Below are 17,133 nucleotides of genomic sequence, written 5' to 3' on the forward strand. Positions count from 1 at the left end.
CCCGATGAGAGCTTTTACCCAACACACCGGCCTTGTCGCCCCTTTGGATCGCGCCAACGTCGACACCGACCAGATCATCCCCAAGCAGTTCTTGAAGTCGATCAAGCGCACCGGTTTCGGCCCTAACCTGTTCGACGAGTGGCGCTACCTGGACGTGGGCTACGCCTACCAGGACAACTCCAAGCGCCCGCTGAACAAAGACTTCGTACTCAACGCCGAGCGCTACCAGGGCGCCAGCGTATTACTGGCGCGGGAAAACTTCGGTTGCGGCTCCAGCCGTGAACACGCGCCGTGGGCGCTGGAAGAATATGGCTTTCGCAGCATCATCGCGCCGAGCTACGCCGACATCTTCTTCAACAACAGCTTCAAGAACGGCTTGCTGCCGATCATCTTGAGCGACGCTGAAGTGGATGAGCTGTTCAAGCAGGTGGAAGCTGATGTGGGCTACCAACTGACCGTTGACCTGGCCGCGCAGACCGTGACCCGTCCGGACGGCAAGGTGTATCACTTCGAGGTGGATGCGTTCCGCAAGCATTGCCTGATCAATGGCCTGGACGACATCGGCCTGACCCTGCAGGACGGCGATGCGATTGCCGCGTTTGAAGCCAAACACCGGGCGAGCCAGCCCTGGCTGTTTCGCGATGCCTGATTGGCGGTAACCGTGCGGGCCCCATCGCGGGCAAGCCCGACTCCCACCCTGGAATGCATTCCACTGTGGGAGCTGGCTTGCCTGCGATAGCGCCCGTACAACCACCCCAACACCCAAGGAAAGCCACCATGACCACCACCGCCCACACCCAAGTCGTGCAAAAACAATTCGGCGAGCAAGCCTCCGCCTACCTGAGCAGTGCCGTGCACGCCCAAGGCACCGAATTCGCGCTGCTCCAGGCCGAATTGGCCGGGCAGGGCGCTGCGCGCCTGCTGGATTTGGGCTGCGGTGCGGGGCATGTGAGTTTCCAGGTGGCGCCACTGGTCAACGAGGTCGTGGCCTACGACCTGTCCCAACAGATGCTCGACGTGGTTGCCGCAGCTGCTATAGACCGCAACCTGGCCAACATCCGCACCGTACACGGCGCCGCCGAGCGCCTGCCATTCGCCGACGGCGAGTTCGACTTCGTGTTCAGCCGCTACTCGGCCCACCACTGGAGCGACCTGGGCCTGGCGCTGCGCGAAGTGCGCCGGGTGCTCAAGCCCGGTGGCGTGGCAGCCTTCGTCGACGTCTTGTCACCGGGCAGCCCACTGTTGGACACTTACCTGCAAACCGTCGAAGTGCTGCGTGACACCAGCCACGTACGCGATTATTGCGCCGCCGAATGGATGCAACAGCTCAGCGAATCCGGCTTGCATGTGCGCACCAGCAGCCGTCAACGCCTGCGCCTGGAATACACCTCGTGGGTCGAGCGCATGCGCACGCCAGAGGTATTGCGCGCGGCGATCCTTGCGCTGCAACAGGCAATGGGCCAGGAAGTGCGCGATTACTACGAGATTCAAGCCGACGGCACCTTCAGCACCGACGTGCTGGTGGTTTTCGCTGAACGCTGATTGATTTTTCCCGACCTGCCCACGGGCGGGTCGCTTGATGAAATGAGGAACGCATGAGCAAGCAGATTCTGATTCTCCCTGGCGACGGTATTGGTCCGGAAATCATGGCCGAAGCGGTCAAGGTCCTGGAACTCGCCAACAGCAAGTACAGCCTGGGCTTTGAGCTGAGCCACGACGTGATCGGCGGCGCGGCCATCGACAAGCACGGCGTGCCGCTGGCTGACGAAACCCTGGACCGCGCCCGTGCGGCCGATGCCGTGCTGCTCGGCGCCGTGGGTGGCCCGAAATGGGACAAGATCGAGCGTGACATCCGCCCTGAGCGCGGCCTGCTGAAAATCCGCGCGCAACTGGGCCTGTTCGGCAACCTGCGCCCGGCCATCCTCTACCCGCAGTTGGCCGACGCGTCGAGCCTCAAACCGGAAGTGGTCGCGGGCCTGGATATCCTGATCGTGCGTGAACTGACCGGCGGTATCTATTTTGGCTCGCCACGCGGCGTGCGCGAGTTGGAGAATGGCGAACGCCAGGCCTACGACACGCTGCCGTACAGCGAGAGTGAAATCCGCCGTATCGCCCGTGTCGGTTTCGACATGGCCCGTGTGCGCGGCAAAAAGGTCTGCTCGGTCGATAAAGCCAACGTACTGGCCTCCAGCCAACTGTGGCGCGAAATCGTCGAGGAAGTCGCCAAGGACTACCCGGACGTCGAGCTGAGCCACATGTACGTCGACAACGCTGCCATGCAACTGGTGCGTGCGCCCAAGCAGTTTGACGTGATTGTCACCGATAACCTGTTTGGCGACATCCTGTCGGACCAGGCCTCGATGCTCACCGGCTCCATCGGCATGCTGCCATCGGCGTCCCTGGACACCAACAACAAGGGCATGTACGAGCCTTGCCACGGTTCGGCGCCGGACATCGCGGGCCAGGGCATTGCCAACCCGTTGGCGACGATTTTGTCGGTCTCGATGATGCTGCGTTACAGCTTCAACCTGAGCGAAGCGGCGGATGCCATCGAGAAGGCCGTAAGCCTGGTGCTGGATCAAGGTTTGCGCACCGGTGACATTTGGTCACAGGGTTGCACCAAAGTCGGCACGCAAGAAATGGGCGACGCAGTAGTCGCCGCGCTGCGGAATCTGTAATCTCTCCGGCCCGCTTGCAGTTGTTGCTGCAAGGCGGCCCACTTTTTAACAAGGTGTAGTTGCGATGAAACGTGTAGGTCTGATCGGTTGGCGCGGTATGGTCGGTTCCGTGCTCATGCAGCGGATGCTGGAAGAGCAGGATTTCGATCTTATTGAGCCGGTGTTTTTCACCACTTCGAACGTAGGTGGCCAAGGGCCGTCCGTGGGCAAGGATATCGCCCCGCTCAAGGACGCCTACAGCATTGAAGAGCTGAAAACCCTCGATGTGATCCTGACCTGCCAGGGTGGCGACTACACCAGCGAAGTCTTCCCCAAGCTGCGCGAAGCCGGCTGGCAGGGTTACTGGATCGACGCCGCCTCCAGCCTGCGCATGCAGGACGACGCGGTGATCATCCTCGACCCGGTGAACCGCAAGGTCATCGACCAGCAACTGGATGCCGGCACCAAGAACTACGTCGGCGGCAATTGCACCGTCAGCCTGATGCTGATGGGCCTGGGCGGCTTGTTCGAAGCCGGCCTGGTTGAGTGGATGAGCGCCATGACTTATCAGGCGGCGTCCGGCGCCGGTGCGCAGAACATGCGTGAACTGATCAAGCAGATGGGCGCGACCCACGCCGCTGTCGCCGATCAACTGGCCGACCCTGCCAGCGCGATCCTCGACATCGACCGCCGCGTGGCCGAAGCCATGCGCAGCGACGCTTACCCGACCGAGAACTTCGGTGTGCCATTGGCCGGCAGCCTGATCCCGTGGATCGACAAGGAACTGCCAAACGGCCAGAGCCGCGAAGAGTGGAAGGCCCAGGCCGAGACCAACAAGATTTTGGGTCGCTTCAAGAGCCCGATCCCGGTCGACGGCATCTGCGTGCGCATCGGCGCCATGCGCTGCCACAGCCAGGCGCTGACCATCAAGCTGAACAAAGACGTGCCGATCGCCGATATCGAAGGGTTGATCAGCCAGCACAACCCGTGGGTCAAGCTGGTGCCGAACAACCGCGACATCAGCATGCAGGAGCTGAGCCCGACCAAGGTCACCGGCACCCTGAATGTACCGGTGGGCCGTCTGCGCAAGCTGAACATGGGCAGCCAGTTCCTCGGCGCGTTCACGGTCGGCGACCAACTGCTGTGGGGCGCTGCCGAGCCGCTGCGTCGCATGCTGCGGATCTTGCTTGAGCGTTGATCGCTTGAAGCCGTAAGAGAAACCCGCGTACTGGTGACAGGCGCGGGTTTTTTGTTGCCCTTGAGGCCGCCATCGCAGGCAAGCCAGCTCCCACATTGTGTTTTGTAAACACATTCAAGGGTGGGAGCTGGCTTGCCTGCGATGAGGCCATCAGCCTCACCACAAAGGCCAGCTTAATTGCCTCACCCCGAGCCACCCGGTAAAGTGCCGCTCCCCCCGCAATGCCCGAGGCAGCCTCCATGACCCAGACCTTTGAAATCGCCGTGATCGGCGCCACTGGCACCGTCGGTGAAACCCTGGTGCAGATTCTCGAAGAACTGGATTTTCCGGTGGGCACCCTCTATCTGCTGGCCGGCAGCAATTCGGCCGGCGCCTCCGTGCCGTTTCGCGGCAAGAACGTGCGGGTCAAGGAAGTCGATGAGTTCGATTTCAAAAAAGCGCAGCTTGCCTTCTTTGCGGCCGGCCCGGCCGTTACCTTGAGCTTTGCCCCGCGCGCCACCGCTGCCGGTTGCGCGGTGATCGACCTGTCTGGCGCCTTGCCTGCTGAACAGGCGCCTCACGTGGTGCCAGAAGCCAATGCCCATGTACTGGACAGTTTGAAAAAGCCCTTCCAGCTGAGCAGCCCAAGCCCATCGGCGACCAACCTGGCCGTGGTGCTGGCGCCGTTGCGTGAATTGTTGGAGATCCAGCGTGTCAGCGTCACCGCCAACCTGGCGGTATCCGCCCAGGGCCGTGAAGCCGTCAGCGAGCTGGCACGACAGACCGCCGAACTGTTGAACGTGCGCCCGCTGGAGCCCAAGTTCTTTGATCGGCAAATGGCCTTCAACCTTTTGGCACAAGTCGGCACGCCAGATGCGAAAGGTCATACAGCCCTGGAGAAACGTCTCGTACACGAACTGCGCGCGGTGCTGGAAACTCCATTGCTGAAGATTTCTGCAACCTGCGTTCAAGCCCCGGTGTTTTTTGGCGATAGCCTGACGGTGTCGTTGCAATTGGGCGCGCCGGTCGATCTGGCAGCGGTGAACCGTGCATTGGAAGCGGCGCCTGGCATCGAACTGGTTGAAGAGGGCGATTACCCCACGGCTGTGGGCGATGCGGTCGGCCAGGATGTGGTCTACGTCGGCCGTGTGCGTGCAGGTGTGGATGACCCGGCGGAACTAAATCTGTGGCTGACGTCAGATAACGTACGCAAGGGCGCGGCACTCAACGCCGTACAGCTGGCGCAGTTGTTGATAAAAGGCCTTGTGTAAAAGATACTTGGCGGCAATTTGTAGATTGATTCTAGCCAGGCGCTATGCTTGGCCCCAAGCGGTAAAGAAGCGCGTCGGTAACCTATCGGCTCGCCATGCCTTATGGCAGCGGTTACCAACCTTCTCGCAGGCCGGGGAGTGTTCAGACAAAGGATGAGGCTATGGTTCAAGTTCGCAAACTGGTGTTAGCAATAGCGGCCGCCTCGGCGCTGTCCTCCGGTATGGCGCAGGCGCTGCAACTTGGGGAGATGACCCTCAAATCGAAGCTGAACCAGCCGTTGTCGGTGGAAATCGAATTGCTCGACGTGGGCGGCCTCACGGCTGCCGAGATCACCCCGAGCCTGGCCTCCGACCAGGCGTTTGTCGATGCAGGCGTTGACCGCCAGGCGTTTCTCAATGACCTGACGTTTACCCCGGTGGTCAACCCCAGCGGCCGCAGTGTGGTGCGCGTCACCTCCAGCAAGCCGCTGCCCGATTCCTACGTACGTTTCCTGCTGCAGGTGCAGTGGCCCAATGGCCGCTTGATGCGCGACTACAGTGTGTTGCTCGACCCGGCCAAGTTCGAGCAGCCGGCGCCGACCGCCAACGCGCCCGCGCCGCGCTTGAGCGCACCGGCCAGCACTGCGGCCGCCAGCCCGGCGAAGACCGCCAGCAAATCCGCTCAACACACCACGACCTCTCACGACACTTTGTGGGAAATTGCCGAAAAGAATCGCAACGGTGCGTCGGTGCAGCAAACCATGCTGGCCATCCAGGCGCTTAATCCTGATGCCTTTGTCGACGGCAACATCAATCGCCTGAAAACCGGCCAGGTCCTGCGCCTGCCGGACCGCCAGCAAGCCACCAGCTTGCCGCAGCCCGAGGCGATTGCCGAAGTGACTGCGCAAAATGCTGCCTGGCGCGCAGGTCGTCGCGCAGCCAGTAACCCGGTGGCGGGCAAGCAACAGCTGGACGCGACCAAGCGCACCCAGGCGGGCAATGCGCCGTCGAGCACCACGGCCAAGGACAACTTGAGCCTGGTCTCGGCGGAGTCGGCCAAAAAAGGCGCAAAGGGCAAGGCCGGTGATAGCCGAGCGGTGAGCGATAAACTGGCGATGACCCAGGAGCAGCTGGACACCACCCGTCGCGACAATGAAGAGCTCAAAAGCCGTGCGGCCGACCTGCAAAGCCAGCTGGACAAGCTGCAAAAACTGATTCAACTGAAAAACGATCAACTCGCCAGGTTGCAGGCCGGCAACCCTGAGCCAGCGGCACAGGCGACAGCGGCGATGCCGGCTCAATTGGCGGCTGAACCTGCGGCCACGCCAGCACCGGCTGAGGCGGCGCCCGTTGCCGCAGCACCCGCGCCTGAGCCAATCAAGGCGCAGGACACGCCTGCCACCAACGAAGGCAAGTTCAACGAGCTGCTGACCAATCCGATCGTCCTTGGTGTAATCGGTGGCGCGGCTGGCTTGCTGGTGTTGTTGCTTCTGCTGCTGTGGGCGCGCCATCGCAATGCGCGCCTCGAAGATGAAAAGCACCTGCGCATGGCACGCGCGCTGGCCGAAGAACCGGCATTTACGCCAAATGTGGATCACGATCTGCCTGCGGACAGCTTCGAAGGCCTTGAGGTGGCAGCGCCGAACGTTAAATTGGCTGCTGCTCCTGCGCCGGCGGCGGTTGCTGAGCCTGTGGTGGTGCCATCGGTCGCCTCCGTGCTGGCGCCATTGGCCGTCGCCGTCGCCCCGGAAAACTCCAGTGATGCACTGGCGCAAGCGCAATCCCATATCGACCGTGGCCACCTGAACCAGGCCGCCGATGTGCTGGAGCAGGCGATCAAGCGCGAACCCAAGCGCAGCGACCTGCGCCTGAAGTTGATGGAAGTCTATGGCCTGCAAGGCGACAAGGACGGTTTCGTCACCCAGGAGCGTCAACTGGTGGCCAATGGTGAAAACCATGCTCAGGTCGAGCAGCTCAAAAACCGCTTCCCGGCCATGGCCGTGTTGGCTGCGGGCGTCAGTGCTGCGGTGGCAGCGGCGGCCCTGGATGCTCAATACGTCAAGGACTTGCTCGAAGACAAGCCCGCCGCGCCTGCCCCGGAGCCTGAGGCGTTCGACACCGATTTCGACCTGAGTCTGGATGACCTGGAAGCGGCGTCACCCACCGTAGTCAGCCCGAAAGACGCGCCGAGCTTTGAGTCGGTGCTGCAACAGCAGACCGAAGCCAAGGCCAGCCCTGATGACCTGTCGGACTTCGACCTGGACTTGCAGCTTGAGGCTCCGTCTTCGCAGGCCGATGACGACTTCCTGTCGGGCCTGGAAGATCAAATGAAGGACGTGCCGGCTGTTGAGCCGCCGACCCTCAAGCCGGCTGCGCTGGACGATTTTGACCTGCCGGAGGACTTCGATCTGTCCCTGGCGGACGAGCCGCAAGCCCCGGCCGTTGCCAAGCCTGATGCATTCGCCTCGCAGCTCGATGACGTCAACGCAGAACTCGATCGCCTGTCTTCGAGCCTCGAGCATCCGCCGATCGAGCCTTCCTTCACCGCTGAAGACGCGGCGTTGGGCGCTGATGAGCCGGAGTTTGACTTCCTTTCCGGCACCGACGAGGTCGCCACCAAGCTGGACTTGGCCCAGGCTTACATCGACATGGGCGATGCGGATGGCGCAAAGGACATCCTCAATGAAGTGCTGACCGAGGGCAGTGAAGAGCAGCGCGGTGAAGCCAAGGAAATGCTCGGCAAAATCTAACAGTTGATACAAACCCCCTGTGGGAGCTGGTTTGTGTGGGAGCTGGCTTGCCTGCGATGGCGTCAACCGGGTCTCAACTGTAGACCGAGGTGCCTGTATCGCAGGCAAGCCAGCTCCCACACAACAAAAGCGCCCCGCATAGCTCCAGCGCCTTTATAATGCCCGCCTTCGCGCAACTCATCGGGCTCTCAGTTCTTGGCAAATATAGATAACGCGGCTGCCGAAATGGCGGCCGCAGGCTTTAACCGCATCGCCTTGGGCGTGGAATACAAAGGTTCGCGCTATCGCGGCTGGCAGCGCCAGGCTTCAGGTGTGCTGACTGTGCAGGAAACCCTCGAAAACGCGTTGTCGAAGGTGGCGGATTCGCCGGTCTCGCTGATGTGTGCCGGGCGTACCGATGCCGGTGTGCATGCCTGTGGCCAGGTGGTGCACTTTGACACCCAGGCCGAGCGCACGCTGAAAGCCTGGGTGATGGGCGCTAATATCAATTTGCCCCATGACGTCAGCGTGACCTGGGCCAAGGTCATGCCTGCGCATTTTCATGCGCGCTTCAAGGCCATTGCCCGGCGCTACCGCTATGTGATCTACAACGATCAGATCCGCCCGGCGCACCTGAATCAAGAAATCACCTGGAACCACCGCCCGCTGGATGCCGAACGTATGGCCGAGGCCGCCCAGCATCTGGTCGGCGTACATGATTTCAGCGCCTTCCGTGCGGGCCAATGCCAGGCTAAATCGCCGATCAAGGAAGTCCATCACCTGCGCGTGACCCGTCACGGCAAGATGATCGTGCTGGATATCCGCGCCGGTGCTTTCCTGCACCACATGGTGCGCAATATTGCCGGTGTGCTGATGACCATCGGCACTGGCGAGCGCCCGGTGGAGTGGGCGCGGGAAGTGCTGGAGAGCCGCGTTCGCCGCACCGGCGGTGTCACGGCGCACCCGTTCGGCTTGTACCTGGTGGATGTGGAGTACCGCGACGAGTTTGAATTGCCGCAGCGCTTTATCGGTCCACATTTCCTCACAGGTTTCAGCGAACTTGACGGCTGACGCCTGCAAGCGCTTTTGTTACCATCCGGGACTTTCTCGGCCCAACCCCTGAGGTTTCTACGACATGCCAGCCGTTCGCAGCAAGATTTGCGGGATTACCCGCATAGAAGACGCGCTGGCGGCAGTCGAAGCGGGGGCGGATGCCATCGGTTTCGTGTTTTATGCCAAGAGCCCGCGCGCGGTAAATGTGTTGCAGGCGCGGGCGATTATCGCTGCGCTGCCGCCATTCGTGACCACCGTGGGGCTGTTCGTCAACGCCAGCCGTTGCGAACTCAACGAAACCCTGGATGCCGTGCCGTTGGATATGCTGCAATTTCACGGTGACGAAAGCCCCGATGAATGCGAAAGCTACCAGCGCCCGTACATCAAGGCGCTACGCGTCAAGGCCGGGGATGACATTGCTGCTGCGTGCGCCGCCTATACTGGCGCTCGCGGCATTTTGCTGGATACCTATGTCGAAGGCGTGCCCGGCGGCACGGGTGAGGCGTTCGACTGGACGCTGATTCCCGAAGGCTTGAGCAAGCCGATCATCCTCGCAGGTGGGCTCAATCCCGCGAATGTCGCGGCGGCCATCGAGCAGGTCCGGCCTTATGCGGTGGACGTCAGCGGCGGAGTGGAGCAGGGCAAGGGCATCAAGGATCACCACAAGATTCGCGCATTCATGCAGGCCGTGCGCAACAGCAGTGGCGCGATGTGACGGCTGGCAGTCTGCCGCCGTCCATAACTACCACTGTGTAGAACAGCACCGGTGCCGCCTGCGGGAGGCCCGGAAATGAAGTGGCAACCCTGCGTTGGCAGGTTGTCTGGAAGGCTGAGGATACAGGCGGGAAATGGCCGGTCGAACGTCTGACCCCGTCCAGCCTGTGTCATCGCCACATATGAATTTAGCTCAAGGGCATACGCGGGGCTGTGTTCAAGCCACCGGTACTGGAGAAAGAAAGCATGAGCAACTGGTTAGTAGACAAACTGATCCCTTCGATCATGCGGTCCGAGGTGAAGAAAAGCTCGGTTCCTGAAGGTCTGTGGCACAAGTGCCCATCCTGCGACGCGGTGCTGTACCGCCCGGAGCTGGAAAAGACCCTGGACGTTTGCCCCAAGTGCAACCATCACATGCGTATCGGCGCCCGTGCGCGCATCGACATCTTCCTTGATGCCGACGGCCGTAACGAGCTGGGCGCAGACCTGGAGCCGGTTGACCGTCTCAAGTTCCGCGACGGCAAGAAGTACAAGGACCGCTTGACCGCAGCGCAGAAGCAGACCGGCGAAAAAGACGCGCTGATTTCGGTCAGCGGCAAGCTGCTGGGTATGCCGGTGGTAGTGTCCGCGTTCGAATTTTCCTTCATGGGCGGTTCCATGGGTGCCATCGTCGGCGAGCGTTTTGTACGTGCCGCCAACTACGCGCTGGAAAATCGTTGCCCGATGATCTGCTTCGCTGCCTCTGGTGGTGCGCGCATGCAGGAAGCGCTGATCTCCTTGATGCAAATGGCCAAGACCTCTGCAGTACTGGCACGTCTGCGTGAAGAAGGCATCCCGTTCATCTCGGTACTGACTGACCCGGTTTACGGTGGTGTTTCCGCCAGCCTGGCGATGCTGGGTGACGTGATCGTCGGTGAGCCCAAAGCACTGATCGGCTTTGCCGGCCCGCGCGTGATCGAGCAGACCGTACGTGAAAAGCTGCCGGAAGGCTTCCAGCGCAGCGAGTTCCTGCTGGAGCACGGTGCGATCGACCTGATCATCCCGCGCGGTGAACTGCGCCCACGCCTGGGTAACCTGCTGGCGCAAATGATGGGCTTGCCGACGCCTGTGTACGTCGCACCTAAAATCGAACCTATCGTTGTTCCGCCGGTGCCAGCAAACCTATGACCCAACGTACCCTGGGCGAATGGCTCGCTTACCTTGAGCAGTTGCATCCGTCAGCCATCGACATGGGCCTGGAGCGCTCGCAACAGGTAGCGGCCCGCCTCGGGTTGGGCCGCCCGGCGCCGCGTGTAATCACGGTGACCGGCACCAACGGCAAAGGCTCTACCTGTGCCTTTGTCGCGGCGCTGCTGCAAGCCCAAGGGCTTAAAGTAGGCGTCTACAATTCTCCGCACCTGCTGCGTTATAACGAGCGGGTGCAGCTCAATGGCATCGAAGCGACTGACGCGCAGCTTTGCGAAGCCTTCGCTGCACTGGATGCCGGCCGTGGCGAAATTTCCCTGACTTACTTTGAAATGGGCACCTTGGCGGCTTTCTGGCTGTTCGAGCGTGCGCAGTTGGATGTGGTCGTGCTGGAAGTCGGGCTTGGCGGGCGTCTGGATACCGTTAACGTGGTGGACGCCGATATCGCGCTGGTAACCAGCATTGGTGTCGACCATGCGGACTATCTGGGCAACACTCGCGAGTCGGTGTCTTATGAAAAGGCCGGGATCTTCCGCCAAGGCAAGCCGGCGCTGTGTGGTGACCTGAACCCGCCCCAGCCTTTGCTGGACAAGGTGCGCGAGCTGGATTGCCCATTTTACCTGCGGGGCCGCGAATTCAATCTCGAAGTTGGCGACCAGCATTGGCAGTGGCGCGGGTGTGATGCGCGTGCCCAGGTGGTAGAGCTGCGGGATTTGCCGCTGCTGAACCTGCCGATGGAAAACGCCGCGCTGGCGCTGCAAGCGTACCTGTTGATGGATCTGCCGTGGAATCCCGAGCAGATTGCTGCCACGTTGCTGGCTACTCGTGTGGTGGGGCGCCTGGATCGCCGCACATTCGAGTGGGAAGGCAAGCGTTTGAACCTGCTGCTGGATGTGGGGCACAACCCGCACGCCGCCGAGTACCTGGCGCAACGTCTGTCACGCACGCCACCTGCCGGTCGTCGCCTGGCGGTGTTCGGGCTGTTGGCTGACAAGGATCTGGACGGTGTGGTTGCGCCGTTACTCGGCAATGTCCAGGCTTGGGCGGTAGCGCCGCTGGACACGCCGCGCAGTCGCCCGGCTGCCGAACTGCAAGTGGCATTGCAGAACCTTGGTGCGTCGGCGGCGTCGTATGCAAGCGTCACTGCAGCGCTTGAGGCGCAATGTGCGGTGGCGACGGCCGAGGACGAGATTCTGTTGTTCGGATCATTTTATTGTGTTGCCGAGGCGCTTGAGTGGTTGGCCCGGCGCTCCACGGAGGAAGCTGCACATGGCATTACTGGATAGCGCATACAAGCAGCGAATGGTCGGAGCCCTGGTATTGGTGGCGTTGGCGGTGATTTTCCTGCCGATGCTGTTTTCGCGCCAGGACGAACAGCGCCAGGTCGTGGTCGAGGCACCGGCAGCGCCACAGGCCCCATCGATGCCGCAAGTTCAGGTGGAGCCGGTGGTGGTGCCTGAGCCGCAGACGCTGCCTGAAGAACCGGTGCCGAGCGATGATGAGGTGGCTGCGCAAACGGCTCCAGCGGCGCCAGCAGTGCCGGTGCAACAGAGTGTGCCGGTGGTCAAGCCGGCGCCCGCTCCAGCGGCCCCGGTGGTGGCTGCCAAACCTGCTGCGCCAGCCCCTGCGCCCAAGCCGGTAGCGCCACAACCTGCCGCGCCGGGCAAGCCGGATGTCGGTCAAAGCCGTATCGACCCGAATGGTCTGCCGATCAGTTGGTCGATCCAGCTCGCCAGCCTGGCTAACCGTGAAAGCGCCGATGCCTTGCAGAAAAAGTTGCGTGCCCAGGGGTATAACGCCTATATCCGCAGTGCCGACGGCAAAAATCGCGTATTTATCGGGCCGCTGATCGAGCGCGCCGAAGCGGACCGCCTGCGTGACCTGCTGGGGCGACAGCAGAACCTGAATGGGTTTGTGGTGCGGTTCCAGCCTGAGCGCGGCTGAGTAAAGGGTTGGAATGCAGGCCAAATGTGGGAGCTGGCTTGCCTGCGATAGCATCACCGCGGTCCAGCTTAAAGACCGAGGCGCCTGCATCGCAGGCAAGCCAGCTCCCACATTGTTTTTGGGTGGTCTTGAGATTGCTCAACCCATTGATTTGCAAAGCACCCACAATCACAGCTTACCGATAGCCCAGCGCTCTGCTAAAATGCGCCGCCTTATCCGTACGTAGGCTGCACTGTGCCATTTACCTGGGTTGATTGGGCGATCGTAGCAATCGTCGCCATCTCCGCTTTGATCAGTCTAAGCCGCGGCTTCGTAAAAGAAGCACTGTCGTTGCTGACCTGGATCATCGCAGGAGTTGTAGCCTGGATGTTCGGTGGTTCACTGTCGGTTTACCTGGCCGGGTATATCGAAACACCTTCGGCTCGCGTGATTGCGGGCTGCGCCATCATGTTCATCGCCACGCTGTTGGTGGGGGCAATGGTCAATTATCTTATTGGCGAGTTGATACGTGTCACCGGCCTCTCCGGGACCGATCGATTTCTCGGCATGGCCTTCGGCGCCGCACGTGGCGGCTTGCTGGTGGTTGTGGCGGTCGGGCTGTTGAGCCTGGGGCCGGTACAGCAGGATTCGTGGTGGCAGGAGTCGGTACTCGTGCCAAAATTTCTATTGGTTGCAGATTGGTCCAAGAACCTCATATTGGGGTGGAGCAGTCAGTGGCTGGCCAGCGGAATCAGCGTACCCGCTGATCTTCCGTTCAAGGAACACCTCTTGCCGGCCAAAACGCCTCAGTAAGTAGTGTTCAGTCAAGATTCATTAAGTAGGGGTTGCGTCGCATGTGTGGCATCGTCGGTATCGTCGGTAAGTCGAACGTCAATCAGGCGCTGTATGACGCGCTAACCGTCCTCCAGCACCGCGGCCAGGACGCTGCCGGTATTGTGACCAGCCACGACGGCCGGTTATTCCTGCGCAAGGACAATGGCCTGGTGCGTGACGTGTTCCATCAGCGTCACATGCAGCGCCTCGTCGGGCACATGGGCATTGGCCATGTGCGTTACCCGACTGCCGGTAGCTCGACCTCGGCCGAAGCTCAACCGTTTTACGTCAACTCGCCTTACGGCATCACCCTGGCGCACAACGGTAACCTGACCAACGTTGAACAGCTGGCCAAGGAGATTTACGAATCTGACCTGCGCCACGTCAACACCAACTCCGACTCGGAAGTGCTGCTCAACGTGTTCGCACATGAGCTGGCCCAGCGCGGCAAGTTGCAGCCGACCGAAGAAGATGTATTCGCTGCCGTGACCGACGTGCACAACCGTTGTGTTGGTGGTTATGCCGTCGTCGCAATGATCACCGGTTATGGCATCGTCGGTTTCCGTGACCCGCACGGCATTCGCCCGATCGTGTTCGGCCAGCGTCACACCGACGAAGGCGTCGAGTACATGATCGCGTCCGAAAGCGTGTCCCTGGACGTGCTCGGCTTCACCCTGATCCGCGACCTCGCGCCGGGCGAAGCCGTATACATCACCGAAGACGGCAAGCTGCACACCCGTCAGTGCGCGATTGCGCCGAAACTCACTCCGTGCATCTTCGAACACGTCTACCTGGCGCGTCCGGACTCGATCATCGACGGTGTTTCGGTGTACAAGGCGCGCCTGCGCATGGGCGAGAAGCTGGCCGAGAAAATCCTGCGCGAGCGTCCTGAGCACGATATCGACGTGGTGATCCCGATCCCGGACACCAGCCGTACCGCTGCGCTGGAGCTGGCCAACCACTTGGGCGTCAAGTTCCGCGAAGGTTTCGTCAAGAACCGTTATATCGGCCGTACCTTCATCATGCCTGGCCAGGCGGCGCGCAAGAAGTCGGTGCGCCAGAAGCTCAACGCCATTGAGCTGGAATTCCGCGGCAAGAACGTGATGCTGGTCGACGACTCCATCGTGCGCGGCACCACCTGCAAGCAGATCATCCAGATGGCCCGCGAAGCCGGTGCGAAGAACGTGTACTTCTGCTCCGCCGCGCCTGCCGTGCGTTACCCGAACGTGTACGGTATCGACATGCCGAGCGCCCACGAGCTGATCGCCCACAACCGTTCGACCCAGGATGTAGCCGACCTGATCGGTGCCGACTGGTTGATCTATCAGGACCTGCCAGACCTGATCGAGGCGGTCGGTGGTGGCAAGATCAAGATCGCCGAGTTTGACTGCGCTGTGTTCGACGGCAAGTACGTGACCGGTGATGTCGACGAGGCCTACCTGAACAAGATCGAGCAGGCGCGTAACGACTCGTCGAAGATCAAGACCCAGGCGGTCAGTGCGATCATCGATCTGTACAACAACTGAGTAAACACCGGCCCTGAGGGGCCGGTTTTGTATCTTAAATAGAGTATTGAGTAAGGAGTCGCAGCATGAGTCAGGAATGGGATGCCGGTCGGTTGGACAGCGACCTCGATGGCGTAGCTTTCGATACCCTGGCTGTGCGCGCCGGTCAGCACCGCACCCCGGAAGGTGAGCACGGTGACCCGATGTTCTTCACCTCCAGCTATGTGTTCCGCACCGCAGCCGACGCGGCTGCGCGCTTTGCCGGTGAAGTGCCGGGCAACGTTTACTCGCGTTACACCAACCCGACCGTGCGTGCGTTCGAAGAGCGTATCGCGGCCCTGGAAGGCGCTGAGCAGGCGGTGGCCACGGCGACCGGTATGGCTGCGATCCTGGCAGTGGTGATGAGCCTGTGCAGTGCTGGCGACCATGTGCTGGTGTCGCGCAGTGTGTTCGGCTCCACCATCAGCCTGTTCGAGAAGTACTTCAAGCGCTTCGGCATCGAAGTGGATTACGTGCCCCTGGCGGATCTGTCCGGCTGGGATGCGGCGATCAAGGCCAACACCAAGCTGCTGTTCGTCGAGTCGCCGTCCAATCCGCTGGCCGAGTTGGTAGATATCGCCGCGTTGTCCGAAGTGGCCCACGCCAAGGGCGCGATGCTGGTGGTCGACAACTGCTTCTGTACGCCGGCGCTGCAACAGCCGTTGAAGCTGGGCGCGGACATTGTTGTGCACTCTGCCACCAAGTTCATCGACGGCCAGGGCCGTTGCATGGGCGGCGTAGTCGCCGGCCGCAGCGAGCAGATGAAGGAAGTGGTGGGTTTCTTGCGCACCGCCGGGCCGACTCTGAGCCCGTTCAATGCGTGGATCTTCCTCAAAGGCCTGGAGACCCTCAGCCTGCGGATGAAGGCCCATTGCGCCAATGCCCAGGCCCTGGCCGAGTGGCTGGAGCAACAGGACGGGATTGAGAAAGTCCATTACGCCGGTCTCAAGAGCCACCCGCAACACGCGCTGGCCCAGCGTCAGCAGCGTGGTTTCGGCGCGGTGGTGAGCTTTGAAGTAAAAGGCGGCAAAGACGGCGCCTGGCGCTTTATCGACGCAACGCGCCTGATCTCCATCACGGCCAACCTGGGTGACAGCAAGACCACCATCACCCACCCCAGCACCACCTCCCACGGGCGCCTGGCGCCACAGGAGCGTGAAGCGGCCGGCATCCGTGACAGCCTGATCCGCATTGCAGTGGGCCTGGAAGACGTAGCCGACCTGCAAGCTGACCTGGCTCGCGGGCTGGCTGCCTTGTGATCGAGTGGTCCATGGAAACAGCAGCGGCCGGTAACGGCCGTGTTGCGCTGGTGACGGGCGCCGCCCGAGGCATTGGCCTCGGCATCGCGGCATGGCTGATCAGCGAAGGCTGGCAGGTGGTGTTGACCGACCTGGACCGCGAGCGCGGCTCCAAGGTGTCCAAGGTGCTGGGTGACAACGCCTGGTTTATCAGCATGGACGTGGCCGACGAGAAGCAGGTCGCCCAGGGCGTTGCCGAAGTGCTCGGTCAGTTCGGTCGCCTGGACGCGTTGGTGTGCAACGCCGCCGTGGCCGACCCGCGCAATATCACCCTCGAAAGCCTCGACCTGGCGTACTGGAACCGCGTGCTGGCGGTGAACCTCAGCGGGCCGATGCTGCTGGCCAAGCACTGTGCACCGTACCTGCGTGCCCATGGCGGCGCGATCGTCAACCTGGCCTCGACCCGCGCGCGTCAATCGGAGCCCGACACCGAGGCCTACGCGGCGAGCAAGGGCGGGCTGTTGGCCCTGACTCACGCGCTGGCCATAAGTCTTGGGCCAGAGGTGCGGGTCAATGCCGTCAGCCCTGGCTGGATCGATGCGCGTGATCCAGCGGCGCGGCGTGCCGAGCCTTTGACCGATGCCGATCATGCCCAGCATCCGGCGGGCAGGGTGGGCACGGTTGAGGACGTGGCGGCGATGGTGGCGTGGCTTCTGTCGCGTCAGGCAGGGTTTGTCACTGGCCAAGAGTTTGTGGTCGACGGCGGCATGAGCAAGAAGATGATTTACAGCGAGTAGGGCGGGTAGCCGCCTTGAAGCAATTTTGTCTT

Annotated in this window: 15 protein-coding genes; all 15 read left to right on the top strand. The window is 61.7% G+C overall.

The genetic code is table 11. From position 1 onward, the window contains the following. The first annotated feature begins 4 nt into the window (after nucleotides 1-4). The 15 genes from leuD to HBO23_RS09830 all read left to right on the top strand — a co-directional run bounded on the left by leuD (nucleotide 5) and on the right by HBO23_RS09830 (nucleotide 17,101). Nucleotides 5-649 carry a 3-isopropylmalate dehydratase small subunit gene (gene leuD, locus HBO23_RS09760; protein WP_003234333.1) on the top strand — a complete coding sequence of 215 codons (645 nt, stop codon included), beginning with the start codon at nucleotides 5-7 and terminating at the stop codon, nucleotides 647-649. A gap of 128 nt (nucleotides 650-777) precedes the next feature. Then, nucleotides 778-1,542 carry a class I SAM-dependent methyltransferase gene (locus HBO23_RS09765; RefSeq protein ID WP_017138737.1) on the top strand — a complete coding sequence of 255 codons (765 nt, stop codon included), beginning with the start codon at nucleotides 778-780 and terminating at the stop codon, nucleotides 1,540-1,542. Nucleotides 1,543-1,595: 53 nt separating this feature from the next. Next, on the top strand, nucleotides 1,596-2,678 hold the full coding sequence (leuB, locus tag HBO23_RS09770; protein WP_021491199.1) for a 3-isopropylmalate dehydrogenase: 1,083 nt from the start codon (nucleotides 1,596-1,598) through the stop codon (nucleotides 2,676-2,678). 64 nt (nucleotides 2,679-2,742) lie between these two features. Beyond that, the gene (asd, locus tag HBO23_RS09775; RefSeq protein WP_017138739.1) at nucleotides 2,743-3,855 is read left to right on the top strand and encodes an aspartate-semialdehyde dehydrogenase; all 1,113 of its coding nucleotides are present in this window, start codon (nucleotides 2,743-2,745) and stop codon (nucleotides 3,853-3,855) included. A 239-nt stretch (nucleotides 3,856-4,094) separates the two neighbouring features. Beyond that, the gene (locus HBO23_RS09780; RefSeq protein WP_170037946.1) at nucleotides 4,095-5,105 is read left to right on the top strand and encodes an aspartate-semialdehyde dehydrogenase; all 1,011 of its coding nucleotides are present in this window, start codon (nucleotides 4,095-4,097) and stop codon (nucleotides 5,103-5,105) included. A gap of 161 nt (nucleotides 5,106-5,266) precedes the next feature. After that, a complete protein-coding gene (locus HBO23_RS09785) occupies nucleotides 5,267-7,834 on the top strand; it encodes a FimV family protein (RefSeq protein ID WP_170037948.1) in 2,568 nt (855 codons plus the stop codon). A gap of 225 nt (nucleotides 7,835-8,059) precedes the next feature. Beyond that, a complete protein-coding gene (truA, locus tag HBO23_RS09790; RefSeq protein WP_026013815.1) occupies nucleotides 8,060-8,884 on the top strand; it encodes a tRNA pseudouridine(38-40) synthase TruA in 825 nt (274 codons plus the stop codon). A gap of 64 nt (nucleotides 8,885-8,948) precedes the next feature. After that, a complete protein-coding gene (locus HBO23_RS09795) occupies nucleotides 8,949-9,581 on the top strand; it encodes a phosphoribosylanthranilate isomerase (RefSeq protein ID WP_017138743.1) in 633 nt (210 codons plus the stop codon). A 245-nt stretch (nucleotides 9,582-9,826) separates the two neighbouring features. Continuing rightward, nucleotides 9,827-10,747 carry an acetyl-CoA carboxylase, carboxyltransferase subunit beta gene (gene accD / locus HBO23_RS09800; RefSeq protein ID WP_003234319.1) on the top strand — a complete coding sequence of 307 codons (921 nt, stop codon included), beginning with the start codon at nucleotides 9,827-9,829 and terminating at the stop codon, nucleotides 10,745-10,747. Further along, a complete protein-coding gene (gene folC, locus HBO23_RS09805; protein WP_099548305.1) occupies nucleotides 10,744-12,051 on the top strand; it encodes a bifunctional tetrahydrofolate synthase/dihydrofolate synthase in 1,308 nt (435 codons plus the stop codon). Before accD ends, folC begins: the two co-directional genes overlap by 4 nt. Beyond that, complete coding sequence (locus HBO23_RS09810; RefSeq protein ID WP_170037950.1) at nucleotides 12,035-12,709, top strand: SPOR domain-containing protein; 675 nt, start codon at nucleotides 12,035-12,037, stop codon at nucleotides 12,707-12,709. Before folC ends, HBO23_RS09810 begins: the two co-directional genes overlap by 17 nt. A gap of 234 nt (nucleotides 12,710-12,943) precedes the next feature. After that, a complete protein-coding gene (locus HBO23_RS09815) occupies nucleotides 12,944-13,501 on the top strand; it encodes a CvpA family protein (protein WP_003212681.1) in 558 nt (185 codons plus the stop codon). 41 nt (nucleotides 13,502-13,542) lie between these two features. Then, complete coding sequence (purF, locus tag HBO23_RS09820) at nucleotides 13,543-15,048, top strand: amidophosphoribosyltransferase (protein WP_017138746.1); 1,506 nt, start codon at nucleotides 13,543-13,545, stop codon at nucleotides 15,046-15,048. Nucleotides 15,049-15,113: 65 nt separating this feature from the next. Beyond that, on the top strand, nucleotides 15,114-16,325 hold the full coding sequence (locus tag HBO23_RS09825; RefSeq protein WP_017138747.1) for an O-succinylhomoserine sulfhydrylase: 1,212 nt from the start codon (nucleotides 15,114-15,116) through the stop codon (nucleotides 16,323-16,325). Between the two features lie 11 nt (nucleotides 16,326-16,336). Next, nucleotides 16,337-17,101 carry an SDR family oxidoreductase gene (locus HBO23_RS09830; RefSeq protein WP_020372699.1) on the top strand — a complete coding sequence of 255 codons (765 nt, stop codon included), beginning with the start codon at nucleotides 16,337-16,339 and terminating at the stop codon, nucleotides 17,099-17,101. Nucleotides 17,102-17,133 lie beyond the last annotated feature (32 nt).

The sequence above is a fragment of the Pseudomonas sp. WS 5532 genome (genome assembly GCF_012985445.1).
Taxonomy (GTDB): domain Bacteria; phylum Pseudomonadota; class Gammaproteobacteria; order Pseudomonadales; family Pseudomonadaceae; genus Aquipseudomonas; species Aquipseudomonas edaphica.

Excerpts from the sequence above, each read along its gene's own strand:
- leuD (WP_003234333.1), top strand. The coding sequence starts at position 5 with ATGAGAGCTTTTACCCAACACACCGGCCTTGTCGCCCCTTTGGATCGC.
- HBO23_RS09765 (WP_017138737.1), top strand. The coding sequence starts at position 778 with ATGACCACCACCGCCCACACCCAAGTCGTGCAAAAACAATTCGGCGAG.
- leuB (WP_021491199.1), top strand. The coding sequence starts at position 1,596 with ATGAGCAAGCAGATTCTGATTCTCCCTGGCGACGGTATTGGTCCGGAA.
- asd (WP_017138739.1), top strand. The coding sequence starts at position 2,743 with ATGAAACGTGTAGGTCTGATCGGTTGGCGCGGTATGGTCGGTTCCGTG.
- HBO23_RS09780 (WP_170037946.1), top strand. The coding sequence starts at position 4,095 with ATGACCCAGACCTTTGAAATCGCCGTGATCGGCGCCACTGGCACCGTC.
- HBO23_RS09785 (WP_170037948.1), top strand. The coding sequence starts at position 5,267 with ATGGTTCAAGTTCGCAAACTGGTGTTAGCAATAGCGGCCGCCTCGGCG.
- truA (WP_026013815.1), top strand. The coding sequence starts at position 8,060 with ATGGCGGCCGCAGGCTTTAACCGCATCGCCTTGGGCGTGGAATACAAA.
- HBO23_RS09795 (WP_017138743.1), top strand. The coding sequence starts at position 8,949 with ATGCCAGCCGTTCGCAGCAAGATTTGCGGGATTACCCGCATAGAAGAC.
- accD (WP_003234319.1), top strand. The coding sequence starts at position 9,827 with ATGAGCAACTGGTTAGTAGACAAACTGATCCCTTCGATCATGCGGTCC.
- folC (WP_099548305.1), top strand. The coding sequence starts at position 10,744 with ATGACCCAACGTACCCTGGGCGAATGGCTCGCTTACCTTGAGCAGTTG.
- HBO23_RS09810 (WP_170037950.1), top strand. The coding sequence starts at position 12,035 with ATGGCATTACTGGATAGCGCATACAAGCAGCGAATGGTCGGAGCCCTG.
- purF (WP_017138746.1), top strand. The coding sequence starts at position 13,543 with ATGTGTGGCATCGTCGGTATCGTCGGTAAGTCGAACGTCAATCAGGCG.
- HBO23_RS09825 (WP_017138747.1), top strand. The coding sequence starts at position 15,114 with ATGAGTCAGGAATGGGATGCCGGTCGGTTGGACAGCGACCTCGATGGC.
- HBO23_RS09830 (WP_020372699.1), top strand. The coding sequence starts at position 16,337 with ATGGAAACAGCAGCGGCCGGTAACGGCCGTGTTGCGCTGGTGACGGGC.